Origin of the sequence: Streptomyces sp. NPDC050263 (assembly GCF_040655955.1) — a bacterium.
In the GTDB taxonomy this organism is placed as follows: Bacteria; Actinomycetota; Actinomycetes; order Streptomycetales; family Streptomycetaceae; genus Streptomyces.
Genome location: NZ_JBFAKW010000050.1, coordinates 20700 through 37958, shown reverse-complemented (window position 1 = coordinate 37958; position 17259 = coordinate 20700). Strand labels below are relative to the sequence as shown.

The 17259-nt window shown below is 70.2% G+C and carries 12 protein-coding genes and 5 pseudogenes; 5 read left to right on the top strand and 12 right to left on the bottom strand.

The window, feature by feature from the left end; translation table 11 throughout:
• Positions 1–82 precede the first annotated feature (82 nt).
• Positions 83–631 (top strand): annotated as a pseudogene (locus AB0J04_RS22735) (ISAzo13 family transposase); the annotation flags it as partial.
• A 172-nt stretch (positions 632–803) separates the two neighbouring features.
• Positions 804–1020, top strand: a pseudogene (locus tag AB0J04_RS22730) (transposase); the annotation flags it as partial.
• On the opposite strand, the pseudogene AB0J04_RS22725 reads toward AB0J04_RS22730, so the two are convergent.
• A pseudogene (locus tag AB0J04_RS22725) lies at positions 976–1311 on the bottom strand (transposase); the annotation flags it as partial. The pseudogenes AB0J04_RS22730 and AB0J04_RS22725 overlap by 45 nt on opposite strands.
• Positions 1312–1622: 311 nt before the next feature.
• Between AB0J04_RS22725 and AB0J04_RS22720 the strand changes: the two are divergent.
• Positions 1623–2360 carry a hypothetical protein gene (locus AB0J04_RS22720; RefSeq protein WP_363170359.1) on the top strand — a complete coding sequence of 246 codons (738 nt, stop codon included), beginning with the start codon at positions 1623–1625 and terminating at the stop codon, positions 2358–2360.
• 728 nt (positions 2361–3088) lie between these two features.
• On the opposite strand, the pseudogene AB0J04_RS22715 reads toward AB0J04_RS22720, so the two are convergent.
• The 4 genes and pseudogenes from AB0J04_RS22715 to AB0J04_RS22700 form a co-directional block, all read right to left on the bottom strand.
• Positions 3089–3318: pseudogene (locus AB0J04_RS22715) on the bottom strand (ISAs1 family transposase); the annotation flags it as partial.
• 149 nt (positions 3319–3467) lie between these two features.
• Positions 3468–4130 (bottom strand): annotated as a pseudogene (locus tag AB0J04_RS22710) (class I SAM-dependent methyltransferase); the annotation flags it as partial.
• 48 nt (positions 4131–4178) lie between these two features.
• Positions 4179–4382, bottom strand: coding sequence for a DUF397 domain-containing protein (locus AB0J04_RS22705; protein WP_363170358.1), 204 nt, complete (start codon positions 4380–4382; stop codon positions 4179–4181).
• A gap of 11 nt (positions 4383–4393) precedes the next feature.
• Positions 4394–5248, bottom strand: a complete 855-nt coding sequence (locus tag AB0J04_RS22700) for a helix-turn-helix transcriptional regulator (RefSeq protein ID WP_363170357.1) — start codon at positions 5246–5248, stop codon at positions 4394–4396.
• A 240-nt stretch (positions 5249–5488) separates the two neighbouring features.
• Here AB0J04_RS22700 and AB0J04_RS22695 point away from each other — a divergent pair, with 240 nt between their 5' ends.
• The gene (locus AB0J04_RS22695) at positions 5489–5941 is read left to right on the top strand and encodes an ATP-binding protein (RefSeq protein ID WP_363170356.1); all 453 of its coding nucleotides are present in this window, start codon (positions 5489–5491) and stop codon (positions 5939–5941) included.
• Positions 5942–5975: 34 nt separating this feature from the next.
• On the opposite strand, the gene AB0J04_RS22690 is transcribed toward AB0J04_RS22695, so the two are convergent.
• The 7 genes from AB0J04_RS22690 to AB0J04_RS22660 all read right to left on the bottom strand — a co-directional run bounded on the left by AB0J04_RS22690 (position 5976) and on the right by AB0J04_RS22660 (position 17104).
• A complete protein-coding gene (locus AB0J04_RS22690; protein ID WP_363170355.1) occupies positions 5976–6494 on the bottom strand; it encodes a DUF1990 domain-containing protein in 519 nt (172 codons plus the stop codon).
• 74 nt (positions 6495–6568) lie between these two features.
• On the bottom strand, positions 6569–8236 hold the full coding sequence (locus tag AB0J04_RS22685; RefSeq protein WP_363170354.1) for a M4 family metallopeptidase: 1668 nt from the start codon (positions 8234–8236) through the stop codon (positions 6569–6571).
• 299 nt (positions 8237–8535) lie between these two features.
• On the bottom strand, positions 8536–10581 hold the full coding sequence (locus tag AB0J04_RS22680; RefSeq protein ID WP_363170353.1) for a M4 family metallopeptidase: 2046 nt from the start codon (positions 10579–10581) through the stop codon (positions 8536–8538).
• Positions 10582–10882: 301 nt separating this feature from the next.
• Positions 10883–12631: an ABC transporter ATP-binding protein gene (locus AB0J04_RS22675; protein WP_363170352.1), complete on the bottom strand. Its 1749-nt coding sequence runs from the start codon at positions 12629–12631 to the stop codon at positions 10883–10885.
• Entirely contained in the window at positions 12628–14406 is a 1779-nt protein-coding gene (locus AB0J04_RS22670) for an ABC transporter ATP-binding protein (RefSeq protein WP_363170351.1), read from the bottom strand. The genes AB0J04_RS22675 and AB0J04_RS22670 overlap by 4 nt, the downstream gene beginning before the upstream one ends.
• Positions 14403–16301, bottom strand: coding sequence for an ABC transporter ATP-binding protein (locus AB0J04_RS22665; RefSeq protein WP_363170350.1), 1899 nt, complete (start codon positions 16299–16301; stop codon positions 14403–14405). The genes AB0J04_RS22670 and AB0J04_RS22665 overlap by 4 nt, the downstream gene beginning before the upstream one ends.
• The gene (locus AB0J04_RS22660) at positions 16298–17104 is read right to left on the bottom strand and encodes an ABC transporter ATP-binding protein (protein ID WP_363170373.1); all 807 of its coding nucleotides are present in this window, start codon (positions 17102–17104) and stop codon (positions 16298–16300) included. The genes AB0J04_RS22665 and AB0J04_RS22660 overlap by 4 nt, the downstream gene beginning before the upstream one ends.
• Between AB0J04_RS22660 and AB0J04_RS22655 the strand changes: the two genes are divergently transcribed.
• Positions 17079–17222, top strand: coding sequence for a pentapeptide repeat-containing protein (locus AB0J04_RS22655; protein ID WP_363170372.1), 144 nt, complete (start codon positions 17079–17081; stop codon positions 17220–17222). The genes AB0J04_RS22660 and AB0J04_RS22655 overlap by 26 nt on opposite strands.
• Positions 17223–17259: the final 37 nt, after the last annotated feature.

Sequence of the window (17259 nt, the reverse complement as noted above, 5' to 3'; positions counted from 1 at the left end):
TGTCGGAGGGAACGAAGGCAGAGCTGGTGGATGCGTTCGGGCTGTTGCTGAAGCATCTCGATGAGCACCAGCAGCCGGCGCCTACCCCACCGGCGTCACCGTCCCCGACACCGTCATGGAACGCCTGCCCCTGACGCCGCACGAGTGGCACGGCACGTGGAACTACACCCTGCGCCCTGAACCGCTCGCTCCTGAATTGTCCCCACCCAGCGTCGAGTTCGGACGCTTTCCCACCGGCGACAAGCTCCCCATGTGGCTGCGGCACCCCAGCCTCACCGGACTCGAACCCGCCGCCTTCGACGTTCTCGCCGCCCGTTACCAACTCTGGTGTGCCGAGCACCCGCCGATCTTCCTGCCCGGCAAACGCCCCGGCGGCGGCCCCGGCGCCGGCAGCAGACGACTCTCCGTCGCTGACCAGCTTGTCGTCTTCCTCCTCACGAAGCGCTGGTCCATGGCCCAGACGCCACTCGCCGAGGCAACCGGCCTGGCCAAGAACCGGATCGGCGCGACCCTCCGGGAGGCCACACCCGTGCTCACCGCGCTCGGGTACACGGTCCCGGTCGGCGCCCTCACCGTGACCACGGCACAACAGCTCGCCGAGATCGCCGGGCACGACCTCACACCCCCGTAATCCTCACCAAGATCTAGGAGTTATTGTTCGGCAGCTCCCAGGGCCCCGGCGTTTGCCTGTCTCGTCCGGTTTGATCATGTGATGCCGTAGAGGGTGAGGACGCGGGGGCGGTCGGTGTGGGCTCGGCGTTCGGCGGCGGTGTTGACGTACCCGGCGAGCTTGAGTGCGCTGGATCCAGCGCCGTCGCCGTCTCTACGGCGCGAGGAAGTGGTCCGGCGAGACCGTCTACGCCATCACCGACCTGACCGCCGAAGAGGCGAACGCGGCCGAGATCGCGTCTTTGGGCTCGCGGGCACTGGACGGTGGAAAACACCGTCCACTGGGTCCGAGATGTTGTCTTCGGAGAAGACAAGTCCGACCTGGACTTTCCGTTGCTCGTGGCGGCCGTGTCCTCGCGCGTCGTCGCGGTGGATCACGGGGATGTCCTTCCATGGCAGGGCATGGAGCTGACGGGCCTGGCCCCGCTGGTTGTTCTTGATGGTCAGCAGGCAGTGGGCGCCGCGTTCGTGCAGATAGGTGGCGTGGTCACGCTGGGCGTGGAGGGCATCGGCGGTGACGACGGTCCCGGCGAGATCCGTGTCCTCGATCTGGTCGAGCAGGGGTGCGAACTCGGGGATCTCGTTGGTCTTCGCGCCGATCTCGCGCGAGGCGAGCGTGACGCCGTCGCCGTGATCTTGAAGCGTAGAGAACTCCATGATCCCCAGGTGCCGTGTTCACCTGCTTCCGGGGCCCGCTGCTGCGATCAACCACTCCAACCCGGGGCGAGCCGGGCACACGCCGGGGCCCTGGGAGCCGGGCCCCCTGTCGGCGAGATGCGTGTTCTCGAACCTCAAATGAAACTCAATAAACCAGTGTCTTGCTTGCGAGCGGACACCACGCGTGAAAGATTCTGTCTCGCGGCGCTGCTGGGGATTGCATGAAATGCGCGTCGCAGACCAGAAGTGCAACAGAATCAAGGTGGGGGAACGAGATGCCTTCTTACCGAAGAGGAATGGTCGGGCTGCTGACGGTGGCTGTCGGCGCCGCTGTCTTGGCGGGATTTCCGGGTACCGCAACAGCTGACGTTAGGCCAGCAGCCGCTATTGTCATCCCGGCCGCCAGTGCGACGCCGGAGGCGTATGTCGGCTGGCTCAAGGCTAAGGCGGATGCCGGAGACGTCGATGCTGTTGAATTCTCTAAGAAATTCCAGGCGCTCTCTGCTGACAAGCAGAAAAAGTATCTCGAGTACATCAATGACCGGAGGTACTTCGACGTATTCGCCAAGGCGGTCGAGGGGGAAGGCCCGGCCCGCACCGTGATGGCAAGCGGCGATGTCGTCGTCAGTAGCGGCAGTGACTCCAGCGCCAGTGGCGGCGGCGCCCCCAGCGCCAGTAGCGGCGACTCCAGCCCCGCGGTCGCACAGGCCAGGGACATGTGGGCTACGCACTGGGTGAAGGTTAAGTATTTCGGCCTTGAGGCCACCAAGGTCACGGTCAAGACTTCATATCGGGTCCGCGGGACGAACACCATTAAGGTTCTCCCCGGAACCGCATGGCACAAAAATTACATAGCGGGTACCGACCTGACCCACACTCCGGTCGATGAATGGATCTCGGCGGAGCCTGGAGACAATGCGCACTCCGAGACAACATGGACATTTGAGTGGTGGACGGGCATTGAGGAGACTGGGCGTCATCGCGTTTGGGCGGACTACAGTGGCTTCAAGGGCGGATATCTGAAGATGGAGTGACACCAATTTCAGGTGGCCACGACCTAGAGACGTACAGCAATTTTATGCCCGGGTTTGGCTGCGTGTCGGGGAGGGGGGTTTGAAGGAGCTGATTTCCTTGCAAACCCCCAGCTCGACTCGGATGGACTGGACTGGTTCTGTCTAGAGCTTTTCTGACTCGCGAATCGCCAGAACAGCGCGCTCGTAACGCAGGCGCGGTTTGGTAAATGACGAATCAGATGGCTACCTGCGACGGTTGTCATCCAACTCGCGGCGATTGCTGCCGGGGCGGCCTCAGGGACTGTGCGAGGGCGCGGGTTGAGTTGGATCGCCCGGTGATGGGCTGTCATATCACGTTCGTGTCAGCCCAGATGCCGATGCAGGCACGGCTTCGGTGATCATGTAGGTGTCGAGTCCGCATGACCACAATCGAAGACATGCCTGCTGTCTCAGCTTCTCCCATCCCCCGGACCTGGAGCAGCTGGCCCGTACCCTCTGCAAAGTTCCTGTCCCGATGGGTGGGCCCGCTCGCTCGCAGGGGCAGCGAGGTCGTGACCTGAGCGCTTCGGTGCCCCTTGAATCGCCAGGGCTGGCCACACGTGCAGGCGGTCCCTGCGCCCGGGGGAGCAGAAGGCGTGTGAAGACAGGGCCGTCACCAGGGCCCCGGCGTTTGCCTGTCTCGTCCGGTTTGATCATGTGATGCCGTAGAGGGTGAGGACGCGGGGGCGGTCGGTGTGGGCTCGGCGTCCGGCGGCGGTGTTGACGTACCCGGCGAGCTTGAGTGCGCTGCGGATCAAGTCACGGCCAGCAGCGAGGAGAGCCGGCAACGCACCCCGCAAGCCCCTCGCGGGTCGGTGACCGACTCGAACTCGGCGACCAGGCAACGGACTTGAACCCGCGCGGCAGCCTCACCGAGGGCCTCCAGACAGGGTGCGTGAGGTGCGGGCGCAGCGACAGGAGATGATGGAGGGACGAACACGGCACCTTCGTGGATCTTGAAGCGTAGAGAACTCCATGATCCCCAGGTGCCGTGTTCACCTGCTTCCGGGGCCCGCTGCTGCGATCAACCACTCCAACCCGGGGCGAGCCGGGCACACGCCGGGGCCCTGCGGTAAGCCCCGTCCCTGTCCCTGTGCTGTCGAGCATGTCCAGGACCTCGAAGCCGGCGGCCTCCGCGTAGCGTTCCAGTTCGCGCGGGAACAGGACGCGTCTGCGAATCTCGTCTTGCGCCTCGCCGCCCGAGGGGAGCGCCCAGTGTCGATGCATGGTGTTGATCTGGGTCCGCAGGTCCCACGTGTGGCGGATGGCGACGGTGGCGGGGCCTCTCGGGGTGTCCACCGTGGCGGTGGTCTGTTCGGTCCGGGTGATCGGGGCGACGGGGGAGCACAGGACGAGCAGCGCTCCTGGCCGGGCGTGGGCGGCGAAGGTGGCGAAGACCTGGCTGATCGCCTCGTTGTCGTGCACGTAGGCGAGGCTGTTGCCTATGCAGGTCACCACGTCCATGCGCTTGCCGAGTCGCACGGTGCGCATGTCCCCGGTGCGGATGTCCAGCTCCGGCCGGGCCCGGTGGGCGTAGTCGACCATGGCGGGCTGGAGGTCCACGCCGATGCACTCGTAGCGCTCGGCCAGGATCTCCAGATCTCGGCCGGTACCGCATCCGAAGTCGATCAGGGTCCGGGCGTCCGGCCGGTGCAGCTCGATCAGGGTCTGGCACATTTCGGCGCTCGTGCTGTCGGACTGGACCACGTCGTAGAGGGCCGGATCGCGGTACAGGAGGTTTGTGGCTTCCACGTCCTCGGCTTCCGTGTCGGCGCTGGTCGCGGGCGCCGCCGCAGAAAGTCAGGCCTGCGGCGTGGTGTCCCGCACCTGAACTTCTTTGAGGCCGCGTATCAGAGCATGCAAGCGGGCCGGGGTCGTCGTCAGTATGACCCCCGGCTCGTCGCTCTCCCGGAGGTGGAGCGTGCCCGTGGGGCCGGCGGCGATGTTGACGCAGTTCGAACCGTCGCCGCTGTAGGACGACTTCTGCCAGTGGAGGGGCTGCATGGTTGGTCCTTTCACAGATCCTGTATGCGGTGGTGGATGAAGTCGCGTGACGCGGTGGCGTCCAAGGCGCAGGACTCCATGCGGTCCAGTACGGCTCGATACTTGTCCAACTGGGCCTCAGCGTCGAGGAATTCGCATGCGCCGTGGTGCGAGTCCAACTGCACCGTGTCGAGTTGGGGGAGCGGGCCTTCCACGAAGTCGAAGGACTGGCCCGTGGTCGGGAAGTCGTCTGTGTCGAAGGGGATGACTCGGACGGTGACGTGAGGTAGTTCCGTCATGTCGAGCAGGTGTTTCAGCTGACCGCGTGTGACGACCGGGCCGCCGAAGCCCATGCGTAGTGCCGCCTCGTGAATGACCGCCGTGTACGGGGGCGGGTTTTCCTTGTGCAGGACACCCTGTCGCTTCATGCGGTGGGTCAGGCGATGTTCGATCTCGTACTGCTGCATGGGCGGGACCACGGCCTGGAACAGGGCTCGGGCGTGGTCGGTGGTCTGGAGCAGTGCCGGGATATGAAGGAGGAGTGCCACGCGGAGTGCCGTGGCGTGGTGCTCCAGTTCGGCCAGGTCGACGAGTGCCACGGGTACGTGTTCGCGGTACTCCTCCCACCAGCCGCGAGTGCGTCGGCCGGTCATGGCAGCCAGCGAGTCGATGAGCCGCTCGTCGGAGCAGTCGTAGGCGTGGGCCATGGAGCGGATGCGGTCGGCGCTCACTGGCGTGCGCCCCGTCTCGATCATGCTGATGCGTGCTTGGTTGACGCCGAGCAGTTGGGCGGCTCCGGTGGTCGTGAGCCCGGCACGCTCACGGAGTTTGCGCAGCTCCGCGCCCAGCCTCCGCTGGCGGAGCGTGGGGCTGTTGGTGGGCGGCACGGAGTCTCCTTCTTGGCCGCAACGCGGCACTCCGGTCCCTCACAGGAGTGAAGGTTGGAGGTTTACTGGCAATTTAGTTAGAGCTATCTAACCATCTGCTCTACGGTGGTCACGTACCCGCTCAACACCCCGCACCCCTAAGCCGGAAGCGCACCGCCAGGCAACGCCACCGCTCGGCGCGGACGTGAGCGAGTCGTCCAAGTCCCCTTCCTCTCCCCCTGCTTCCTTCCGGAGGTCGTCATGGTCACCGTAGCCCCGCCCGACACCTGGACGTACGCCCTCCGGCTGCCGCATGACCCCAGAGCCGCACGTGTCGCACGTATGACCGTGCGGGCGGCACTCGCCGGGCACGGGATGGGTGAAGTGCTGGACGTCGTCGAGTTGTTGACGTCCGAGATGGTGGCCAACGTCTACCGGCACACCGACGGGCCCGCCTCGCTGCGGCTCACCGCCCCGGGGGGCGGGCGGTTGCGGGTCGGTGTCCGGGACGGGCATCCGTACATTCCCGCGCCCTTCGCCAAGCCTCCTGGCGATCGGCTCCCGCCTGCTCCGGTCGACGGTGAGGGCGGGCGCGGGCTGTATCTCGTGCAGGAGTACGCGGACTGGTGGGGCGGCTGGCCGCTGGGCCGCGGGGGCGGGAAGCTGCTGTGGTTCGAGGTGGGCGGGCGGCGGAGGGCGCCGCGCGTCGCATGAGGACCGGACCGCCCAGCCCGCCACCTGCTACCCGCTACGACTTGTCGCCCTCGCTCAACCCCCGCAACACCACCCCGCACCGTCGCGCATACGCCTGCTGCATGGCGCGGGTCGCCGGGCCGCCGGCCCTCGCGTACCACTTCGCGCCGCGGCTGAACGCGGACACCGTCAGCCAGACCGTGCCGTCGCCGGTGCGGTGGACCACGAAGGCCTCCTCGCCGCACTCGGGGTGGCCGGGGAGGGTGCCGTACGCCCAGCCGGCCCGTCGGTGTTCGTCCACCGTCCAGACCACTCGGCAGGGGGCTTTTATGAGGCCGGCCAGGGTGACGGTGACGTCGACGTCCGGGGCCGCCCGGTCCGCGCTCGCGTCGATGCCCACCCCCAGCCCTCGGTGCATCTCCCAGGTCAGGACGGCTTCGGCGGCGCGGCGGAAGACGTCGTGGCCCTCGCCGAGGCGGGTGCGCACGTGGAGGGCGTGGAAGCCGGGCGGGCAGAAACCGGGGCGGTCGCGGGTCGCGCCGACGTCGTCGTACGTGAAGGCCTTGGCAGACATGGGAGCCAAGCGTAGGGCGGCACCCGGGAATGCCTTCGTCCCGGGTGCCGCCCTGACGCTCGACTACAACGGAGTCAGCTGACGTTGACGGCGGACCAGGCCGCCGCGACCGCCTTGTACTCGGTGCTGGAGGTGCCGCCGTACAGGGCGGAGGCCGCCGACAGGGTGCCGGTGCGGGCCGCCTTGTAGTTCGTCGTCGACGTGAAGTACGTCGTCAGCGCCTTGTACCAGATCTGCAGCGCCTTGTCGCGGCCGATGCCGGTGACCGTGGAGCCGTTGGACGTCGGCGAGTTGTAGGTCACGCCGTTGATCGTCTTGGAGCCGCTGCCCTCCGAGAGGAGGTAGAAGAAGTGGTTCGCGACGCCGGACGAGTAGTGGACGTCCTTGCTGCCGACGCTGGAGGACCAGGAGTCCGCCGAGCCGCCGTCCTTGCTCGGCTTGTCCATGTAGCGCAGCGGGGTGCCGTCGCCGTTGATGTCGATCTTCTCGCCGATGAGGTAGTCGCCCTTGTCCGACGCGTTGTTCGCGTAGAACTCCACGCCGGTGCCGAAGATGTCGGAGGTCGCCTCGTTGAGGCCGCCGGACTCGCCCGAGTAGTTCAGGCCCGCGGTGTTGGAGGTGACGCCGTGGCTCATCTCGTGGCCGGCCACGTCCAGCGAGGTCAGCGGGTGGGTGTTGCCGTCGCCGTCGCCGTAGGTCATGCAGAAGCAGCTGTCGTCCCAGAACGCGTTGACGTACGCGTTGCCGTAGTGGACGCGGGAGTAGGCGGCCACGCCGTTGTTCTTGATGCCGCTGCGGCCGAACGTGGACTTGTAGAAGTCCCACGTGGTCTGCGCGCCGTAGGCGGCGTCGACGGCGGCGGTCTGGTCCGTGGTGGAGCTGGAGGCCGCGCCGGTGCCCCAGGTGTCGTCCGCGTCGGTGAACAGGGTGCCCGCGGAGGAGGACGTGCCGTGCGACTTGTTGTACGTCTTGTGGCTGCCGCGGGTGCCGTCGGTCAGCTGGTACGTCGAGCCCGACTTGGTCGTGGACAGGGTGACCGTGCCCGAGTAGAGGCTCTTGCCGGTGCCGGTCTCGATGCCCTGGTACTCGTAGAGCTTCTTGCCGGTGGCCGCGTCGGTGATGACGTGCAGCTCGCTCGGGGTGCCGTCGTCCTGGAGGCCGCCGACGATCGTCTCGTAGGCGAGGACGGGGGTGCCGTTGCCGGCCCAGACGACCTTGCGGGGGGCCTGGTCGGCGGTGGTGGCCTCGGAGCCGGCGGCCTTGGCGGCGGTCAGCGCCTGGGTCTCGGCCTTGGCGGAGGCGACCTTCGGGGTGAGCGTGGCCACCTTGATGGTCGCCGAGTTGGCCTTGGTGACGCCCTTGGCGGCGCCGGTCGCGGACTCGTGGACGACGAGGTCGCCGCCGAGGACCGGCAGGCCCGCGTAGGTGCGCTCGTAGCGGGTGTGGACGGTGCCGTCGGCGTCCTTGACGACGTCCTTGACGACGAGCTTCTCCTGCGCGCCGAGGCCTATCGCCTGGGCGGTCTCGGGCGCGTCGGCCTGCTCCTGCGCGATCAGCGTGGTGCGGGCGGCGGCGGACAGCTGGATCGGCGCGCCGAGCGGGACGGACTTGCCGCTGGACTCCGCGGGGGTCTGGGCGGCAGCGGTACCGGTGGTCAGGCCGGTGGTGACCAGGGCTCCGGCCGCGACGGCGGTGGCGATGGCCAGAGTGGTGCGCTTGTGACGCGCGTAGAGGGAGGTCACACAAGCTCCTTGGATGTGGGGGGTCCGGACTGCGTGGGGCTGCTGTCCGTGACGGCTGTGAAGTTGTGCGGCGGTTGTGGGGAAGCCTGGCATTGGGGCGCGTACATGTCAGGACCCCGAAGTGATGTTGGCTGAAAATAGACGTCCGGATGAACATTGCTGGAATGTAAACGGAGTTGACCTGGGTAAAAGGCCAACAGGACGTAGGTAAGGGGCTGGCAAAAAGGGGACGCCGTCCTGGAGGGGAAGAACCTCCGGGACGGCGTCCCCGTGCGACTGTCCGCGCGAGCGCGTGCCGCCTACGGGAAGGTCAGGCTCCAGCCGTTGATCCGGCCGGTGTCCTGGGCCGCGTTGTCCTGGACCCGCAACTGCCAGACGCCGTTGGCGACTTCGGAGGAGGCGTTCACCGTGTACGTGGTGTTGATGTTGTCCGTGCTGCCACCGGTGCTGTACGCCTTCAGCGTGTACGCCGTGCCGTCGGGCGCGACGAGCTGCACCTGAAGGTCACCGATGTAGGTGTGCGTGATGTCGACCGCCACCGGGAGGCTCGACGGGGCGTTGCCCGTCCGTCCGGAGACGGTGATCGACGACGTGACCGCCGCCCCGTTGTCCGGAATCGATACGTCGGCGGTGTTCTCGAACACCGTGCCGCCGCCCCCGCCGCCGGGCCGCGAGCCGACCGCGATGGCCGCCCACGCGTTCTGCACCGCCGTGTACTCGGCGCTCGTCGTGCCGTACAGCTCACCCGTCGCCGCCAGCGTGCCGGTGCGGGCGGCCGCGTAGTTGGTCGTCGACGTGAACTTCGTGGTCAGCGCGCGGAACCAGATCTTCTCCGCCTTGTCGCGGCCGATGCCGGTGACCGGAAGACCGTCCGAGGTGGCCGAGTTGTAGGTGACACCGTTGATGGTCTTGGTGCCGCTGCCCTCGCTCAGCAGGTAGAAGAAGTGGTTCGCCGGGCCCGAGGAGTAGTGCACGTCGATCGAGCCGATGCCGGAGTACCAGCTGTCCTTGGACGAGCCGTCCTTGCTCGGCTTGTCCATGTAGCGCAGCGGGGTGCCGTCCCCGTTGATGTTGATCTCCTCGCCGATGAGGTAGTCACCGACGTCGGAGGAGTTGTTGGCGTAGAACTCGACGGTCGAGCCGAAGATGTCGGAGGTCGCCTCGTTCAGACCGCCGGACTCGCCGCTGTAGTTGAGACCCGCGGTGTTGGAGGTGAGCCCGTGGGTCATCTCGTGCGCGGCCACGTCGATCGACGTCAGCGGGTTGGCGTTGCCCGAGCCGTCGCCGTACGTCATGCAGAAGCAGCTGTCGGACCAGAACGCGTTGACGTAGTTGCTGCCGTAGTGCACGCGCGAGTACGCGCCGACGCCGTCGCCGCGGATGCCCGAACGGCCGTGCACGTTCTTGTAGTAGTCCCAGGTCAGCTGGGCGCCGTAGTGGGCGTCGGCGCCGGCCGACTCCAGGTTCGACGCGGCGCCGTTGCCCCAGATGTCGTCGGGCCCGGAGAACAGCGTGCCGGTGCCGGAGGTGCCGCGGTTGAGGTTGTACGTCTTGTGACCGCCGCGCGCGCCGTCGGTGAGGTTGTACGTCGACCCGGACTGGGTGGTGGTCAGCGCGACCTGGCCGCTGTACACCGTGTTGCCGGTGCCGGTCTCGATCGCCTCCCACTCGTAGAGCTTCGCGCCCGTGGTGGCGTCGGTGACGACGTGCAGCTCCTGCGGGGTGCCGTCGTGCTGGAACCCGCCGACGACCGTCTCGTACGCCACGGTCGGGGTGCCGCTAGCCGCCCAGATCACCTTGCGCGGCGCCCGGTTGACGTCCGGGCTCTTGGCGTTCTCGGCCTTCGCCGCGGACAGCGCCTGCGCCTCGGCCTTGGCGGCGGGCACGGCGGCGGCGGTGGTGGCCGGCGCGATCTTCGCGCCGGTGGCCTTGACGACGGCCTCGGTCGCGTCGGCCTTCGTGGACTCGACGACCAGGTCGCCGCCGAGGACGGGCAGCCCGTCGTAGGTGCGCTCGTAGCGGGTGTGGACGGTGCCGTCGCCGTCCTTCAGGACGTCCCGGACGACCAGCTTCTCCTTGGCGCCCAGGCCGAGCTCCTTGGCGGTCGCCGTCTTGCCGGCGTCGGCCGCGCGTATCAGCTCGGCGCGCTGGGCGGGGGTGAGCTTGACGGACTCGGCGCCCGGGAGCACCTGGCCCGCGGCCGCCGGCGCCTGCACCGGGGCCGCGGTCGCGGCGCCGGACTGCACGGCGGCGGCGATCAGCGCCGAGACGCCCACGAGGGCGACGGCCGCGACGCGACGGGTGGGGGTGTGGGGGGTGCGTCTGTGAGAGGAACTGCTGCTCAACACTGACTCCTTCTGCGCGGCCGCGGATCACGCGGCCAGGGGGAGGCCCGACGGCTGGTGGGCCGTACGGGCACGACAAAGGCGGTACGCAGAACAAAGGCGGTACGTGGAGCGTGCGCATGGACAGCGTGCGCATGGACAGCGTGCGCATGGAACAGGTGTAGCTGTGGGGTTGCTGTGAACCAGCAGTGGGAAGAGTGGCAGTGGATTGCGCTGTCTGTCAGGACCGCGTCAGGAAGTTGGCCGGAAACGGTCCGTTGTCCGGGAGTTCATGTTCGATATACGGACCAATGCCCGCGGCCTATTCCCCGTGCCAGGTCCGCCACAGCGCCGCGTACCTGCCGCCCCCCGTCACCAGCGCTTCGTGCGTGCCCAGTTCGGTGAGCAGGCCGTCCTCCATCACCGCGACCCGGTCCGCGTCGTGGGCGGTGTGCAGCCGGTGGGCGATGGCGATGACCGTGCGGCCCCGCAGGACGGCCGCCAGGGCGCGTTCGGTGTGCCGGGCCGTCGTCGGGTCCAGCAGGGCAGTCGCCTCGTCCAGGATCAGCGTGTGCGGGTCGGCCAGCACCACCCGGGCCAGGGCGAGTTGCTGGGCCTGCGAGCCGTCCGTACGGCAACCGTCCCCGCCCAGCGCGGCGTCGAGGCCGCCGGGCCGCTCCCGGACCCAGTCCGCGGCGCCCACCGCGGTCAGCGCCGCCCACAACGCCTCGTCGTCCGCGGCCGGTTCGGCGATCAGCAGGTTGTCGCGGACCGTGCCCAGGAAGACGTGATGCTCCTGGGTGACCAGCACCACCTGCCGGCGCAGCGTCTCGGGCGCGAGGTCCGCGACCGGCACCCCGCCCACCGTCACCGTGCCCGCGCTCGGCGCGTCCACCCCCGCCAGCAGCCTGCTCAGCGTGGTCTTGCCCGCGCCGGACGGACCGACGACCGCGAGCCGCTCCCCGGGCCGCACCGTCAGATCGACCCCGCGCAGCACCTCCCCGCCCCGCTCGTAGGCGTACCGCACGCCGGTCACGTCGATCCGGTCGTCCGCCGGGACGGGGGACGCCTCGGGCACCGCCTGCGGCGCCTGCGCCAGGCCCTCGACCCGGGCGAACGAGGCACTGCTGGACTGGAGTTGCTCGACGCGGATCAGGATCTCGTCGAGCGGCTCGGTGAGCTGGCGCAGATACAGCGCCGACGCCACCACCGCCCCGAGACTCACCATGCCCCGCCCGTGCAGCACACCGCCGAGCAGCAGCACGCCCGCCACCGGCAGCGAGTACGACATCTCGACGACCGGGAAGAACATCGTCCGCAGGTAGAGGGTGTGGAAGCGGGTGCGGCGGGCCGTCGCCAGCGCGCCCCTGCTCGCCGTCGTCCGCCGCTCCGCCAGCCGGAACGCGTCGACGGTCCGGGCCCCGGCGGCGGTCGAGGCCAGCGACTCGGCGACCTCCGAGTCCGCCGCGCTCTGGTCGAGATAGGCCGAGCGGGCCCGGCGCAGATACCAGCGCAGGGCGAACCAGATCGGGGTCAGCCCCAGCACCCCGACCGCGCCGAGCAGCGGGTCGACCACGAACACCGCGGCGAGCGTGAACAGCGCCTGCACGGTGCAGACCAGCAGCTCCGGCCCGGCGTCGCGCAAAGTCGTGCCGACGGCCGCCACGTCGGCGGTGCCGCGCGTGGTCAGATCGCCGGTGCCGGCCCGTTCCACGACCGACGCGGGCAGCGCCAGCGCCCGGTCGACGTACTCCTCCCGCACCCGCGCCAGCGTCCGCTCCCCGAACCGGTGCCCCGCGTAGCGCGCCCAGCGGATCAGGAGCAGCTGGGCGAGCGCGCACAGGGCGATCGCCGCGGCCAGCCGGTTCACCGCTCCCATCCCGCGCCCGGCGCGCACCTCGTCGATGATCCGGCCCAGCAGCCAGGGCCCGGCCAGCCCCGAGGCGGCGGCCAGCACGTTGAGCAGCAGCACCCCGACCACGGCCCGTCCGTCGGCGCGCACCAGCCGGCCCGCGGCCCGGCGCACCTCGGCGGGCCCGGCGACGGGCAGCCGCCTTCCGTCCCCCGTCACCGGACGACCTCCTCTGCGTCTTCGCTGTCTTCGGCGTCTTCGGCGTCTTCGGCGTCTTCGGCGTCCTCTGCGTCCCGGGCCACCAACTCCCGGTATCCCGGCTCCCGTTCGAGCAGCTCGCGATGGCGTCCGGTGGCCGAGACCTTCCCGTCGACCAGGTAGAGCACCGTGTCCGCGTGGTCGAGGACGAGCGGGGACGTCGTCGTCACGAGCGTGGTCCGGCCGGCCCGGGCCGCCCGCAGCCGCTCGGCCACCGCCGCCTCCGTGTGCGCGTCCAGCGCCGACGTCGGCTCCACTGCCAGCAGCACCTCCGGGTCGGCGAGCAGCGCCCGGACCAGCCGGACCCGCTGCCGCTGGCCGCCGGACAGACTGCGGCCCTGCGCGGTCACGGGCGCGTCGAGCCCCGCCGCGAGCCCCTGCACGATGTCGTCGGCGGCGGCCGCCCGCACCGCCGCCCGCAGCTCCGCCGGGCCGGGGTCACGACGTCCGCCCACCACCTCGCGCAGCGGCCCGGCGAACAGGTCGGCCTCGTTGTCCGCGACCAGGATCCTGGCCCGCACCTGGGCGAGCGGGATCGCGTCGAGCCGGACCCCGCCCCAGGAGACGTCCGTCGGGCCCAGTCGCCCGAGCCGGTCGACCAGGGCCGTCAGCTCGGCGGGGCGCGCCCCGACCAGCGCGGTCAGTCGGCCCGGCGGCACCCGCACGCCCGACGCCGGATCGTGCAGCGCCGACGGCTCCGCGGGCGCCTCGGCCGTCCCGGTGTCCGGATCGGGTTCGAGCCGCAGCAGCCGGACGACCCGGTCGGCGGCGACGACGCCCCGGCTCAGCTGGTAGCCCATGTCGACGAGGAACGCCACCGGGCCCACCAGCACGGCGACATAGCCGTACACCGACACCAGCTCGCCCACCGTCAGCTTCCCCTGGACGGCCTCGCGGACCGCGAGCCAGGTCACCACCGCGAGGAACAGCCTCGGCAGCCCCACCCCCAGCGACTGGAGCCAGCTGGCGGACGAGCCCACCCGGTAGCCCTGCTCCCGCAGCCGCCCCGAGTCCCGCCGGAAGCCGTCCGCGAACAGACTCTTCCCGCCCAGCCCGTTGAGCACCCGCAGCCCGCCCGCGAGGTCCCCGATCCGCGCCGTGAGCATCCCCTGCCGCTCCCGGTACTCGCCCTCCGCCCCGCGCAGCCGCGCCATCAGCGGCCCGACGAGCACGCCGACCACCGGCATCCCGAGCAGCACGACAGCCGCCAGCAGCGGCGAGACGGCCAGCAGCAGCCCGGCGACGAACACGTATACGACGACCGAGCCCACGCCGGGCCCGATCACCGTCAGCGCCTGCGCGATGGTGTGCACATCGCCCACGCCGATGGTGACGACCTCCCCGGTTCCCGTCCGGCGCGGCAGCGCGTCACCCAGCCGCACCGCCTGCGCGACGGTCACCTTGATCGTGCGGAAGTACGCGTCCATCCGCAGCCGCGTCATCGTGCGGTGCCGCATGATGCTCACCCAGGCGTTGGCCGCCCCGACGACCGTCAGCGCGGCCGTCCAGCCGACCAGCGCGGCCGTGTCACCGGGCTCCAGCCCCTCGTCCACCGCCTTCGACAGCAGATACGGCGACACCGCCAGCAGCACCATCCAGACGCTGGCCAGCACCGCCCCGGCCACTCCCCGCCACGGCTGGCAGCGCACCAGCCAGGCCAGGTAGGCCCAGCCGTTGCGGCAGTCCGGGACGCCGGGATCCCCCTGCACGTCGACCGCCGAGTCCCCCCGCCTCACGCGAGGCTGTCCCGCCACGCCCGGTGCAGATCCGCGAACCGGCCGGTGCCCGCGATGAGTTCGGCCGGACTGCCGTCCTCGACGATCCGGCCGTGCTCCATGACGAGCACCCGGTCCGCGATCTCCACCGTCGACAGCCGGTGCGCGATCACCACCGCCGTACGGCCCTTCAGCACCGTCGCCATCGCCGCCTGCACGGCCCGCTCGCCGGGGACGTCGAGGGAGCTGGTCGCCTCGTCGAGGATCAGCACCGCCGGGTCGGCGAGCAACGCCCGTGCGAACGCGACCAGTTGACGCTGGCCCGCGGAGATACGGCCGCCGCGCTTGCGGACGTCTGTGTCGTAGCCGTCGGGCAGGGCGCTGATGAACTCGTGCGCGCCGATGGCCTTCGCCGCCCGCTCGATCTCCTCCCGGCTCGCGTCCGGCCGCCCGATGGCGATGTTCTCGGCGACCGTGCCGGAGAACAGGAACGCCTCCTGCGTCACCATGACCACCCCGCGCCGCAGTTCGGGCACCGGCAGCTCGCGCAGATCGACGCCGGCCAGCAGCACCCGGCCCGCGGAGGGGTCGTAGAAGCGGGCCAGCAGCTTGGCCAGCGTGGACTTGCCCGCGCCGGTGGAGCCGACGACCGCGACCGTCTGCCCGGCGGGCAGCGTGAGATCGAAGAGGGGGAGGATCTCGCCGCCCGTGCGGTAGCCGAACGAGACCTCGTCGAAGACGACCTCGCGGCCGGGCGACTCGCCCTCCAGCGGCGGGAGTTCGCGCGCGGTGGTCGGCTCCGGCACCGACGGCGTCTGGGCCAGCAGCCCCGCGATCTTCTCCAGGGAGGCGGCCGCCGACTGGTAGGAGTTGAGGAACATGGCGAGCCGGTCGATCGGGTCGTACAGCCGCCGCAGATACAGCACCGCCGCCGCGAGCACGCCCAGCTCCAGGGTGCCGTCCGCCACCCGGGAGGCGCCCCACAGGACGATGCCCGCGACGGCCGTGTTGGCGACCAGCCGCGATCCGACGACGTACCGGGCCATCTCCAGCAGCGCGTCGCCGTTCGTGCGTTCGTGCCGCCGGTTGAGGACCTGGAAGTCGGCGTCGTTGACGGCCTCCCGGCGGAACGCGCGCACCGGGCGGATGCCGTTCATCGTCTCCACGAACTTCACGATCACGGCCGCGATCGCCGTCGACCGCGCGGTGAACACCTGCCCGGCGCGCCGCCGGTAGACCCGGACGAGGAGATACAGCGGCACGAAGGAGGCCACCGCGACGGCGCCCAGGCCCAGGTCCAGCCAGAGCAGCATCGCGGAGATGAACGCGAAGGACAGCACGACCGTCACGAGCTCCTGGAGGCCCTCGTTGAGGAGCTCGCGCAGGGCCTCCACGTCGTTGGTGGAGCGGGAGATGAGCCGGCCCGAGGTGTAGCGCTCGTGGAAGTCGATGCTGAGCGCCTGCGCGTGCCGGAAGATCCGGCCGCGCAGATCGAGCAGCACGTCCTGGTTGACGCGGGCGGCGGCGACCAGGAACGCGTACTGGAGGCCCCCGGAGACCAGCGCGCACAGCAGATAGCCGACGCCGACCGCGATCAGCGGCCCGTGGTCGTCGGCCCGGAAGGCCGGAACGGCCCGGTCGATGGCGTACGCCACCAGCAGCGGGCCGGCCTGCACCGCCGCCTGCTGGAGCAGCAGCAGGACCGAGGTGAGGGCGACCCGGGCCTTCATGGGGGCGAGCAGGGAGCGCAGCAGGGTGCCCGTGGCGCCGGGCGGGGTGGGCAGGACGTCCTTGTCGAAGGGGTCCTCGACGGCGGCGGGCGCGGGCAGTTCCGCCGGGCCGTCGGGGGTGGGGTCAGCGCCGGCGTCGGCGGTGGGGTCGTCGGTGGGGGAGGAGGTCGTGGGGGTGGTGGTCATCGGTCGTCCTCCTGGCGGCCGGTTCCGGACATGAGGTGGGCGTACTCGGGGTTGCCGCGCAGCAGCTCCTGGTGGGTGCCCACGGCGGTGATCCGGCCGCCGGACAGCAGCGCCACCCGGTCGGCGAGCAGCACGGTGGAGGGGCGGTGGGCGACGATCAGCGCGGTGGTGTCGGCGAGGACCCGGCGCAGCGCGGCCTCCACGGCGGCCTCGGTGTGCACGTCCAGCGCGGACAGCGGGTCGTCCAGGACGAGGAAACGGGGACGCCCGACCACGGCTCTGGCCAGTGCGAGGCGCTGCCGCTGGCCGCCGGAGAGACTGAGCCCCTGCTCGCCGACCTGGGTGTCGGCGCCCTGCGGCAGGGCGTGCACGAAGTCGGCCTGGGCGACGGCGAGGGCCCGCTCCAGCTCGGCTCGGCCGGCGCCTTCCGCGTCGGTGCCCATCAGCACGTTCTCGCCGACGCTCGCCGAGAACAGGGTGGGCTCCTCGAAGGCGACGGCGACCTTCGCGCGCAGCGCGGAGCGGGACATCGCGGTGACGTCCTCGCCGTCGAGGGTGATCCGGCCCGAGGTCACCTCGTGCAGCCGGGGGACGAGCGCGGTGAGCGTCGTCTTCCCGCTGCCGGTGGCCCCGACCAGGGCCATCGACTCACCCGGCCGGATGTGCAGGTCGACGCGGGCCAGGGTGGGCGGGGAGGCGGGATCGGCGTCCGGGTAGCGGAAGACGACGCCGTCGAACCGGAGCCCGGCGTCGGCCGCCGAGTCCGCCCCGACAACGCTGTCCTTCTCCAGCTTCTCGATCACCGGTTCCTCGTTCACCGGCTTCTCGTTCACCGGTTCCTCGTTCACCGGTTCCTCGTTCACCGGTTCCTCGTTCACCGGCTTCTCGTTCTCGGGCTCCTCGTCCATCACCTCGAAGTAGCGCTCGGTGGCCGTGGCCGCCTCCTGGCTCATCGCGA

What these genes read in the sequence shown, in the direction of transcription:
- AB0J04_RS22720 (WP_363170359.1), top strand. Translation starts at nt 1,623, where the DNA reads ATGGTCGGGCTGCTGACGGTGGCTGTCGGCGCCGCTGTCTTGGCGGGA.
- AB0J04_RS22705 (WP_363170358.1), bottom strand. Translation starts at nt 4,382, where the DNA reads ATGCAGCCCCTCCACTGGCAGAAGTCGTCCTACAGCGGCGACGGTTCG.
- AB0J04_RS22695 (WP_363170356.1), top strand. Translation starts at nt 5,489, where the DNA reads ATGGTCACCGTAGCCCCGCCCGACACCTGGACGTACGCCCTCCGGCTG.
- AB0J04_RS22690 (WP_363170355.1), bottom strand. Translation starts at nt 6,494, where the DNA reads ATGTCTGCCAAGGCCTTCACGTACGACGACGTCGGCGCGACCCGCGAC.
- AB0J04_RS22665 (WP_363170350.1), bottom strand. Translation starts at nt 16,301, where the DNA reads ATGACCACCACCCCCACGACCTCCTCCCCCACCGACGACCCCACCGCC.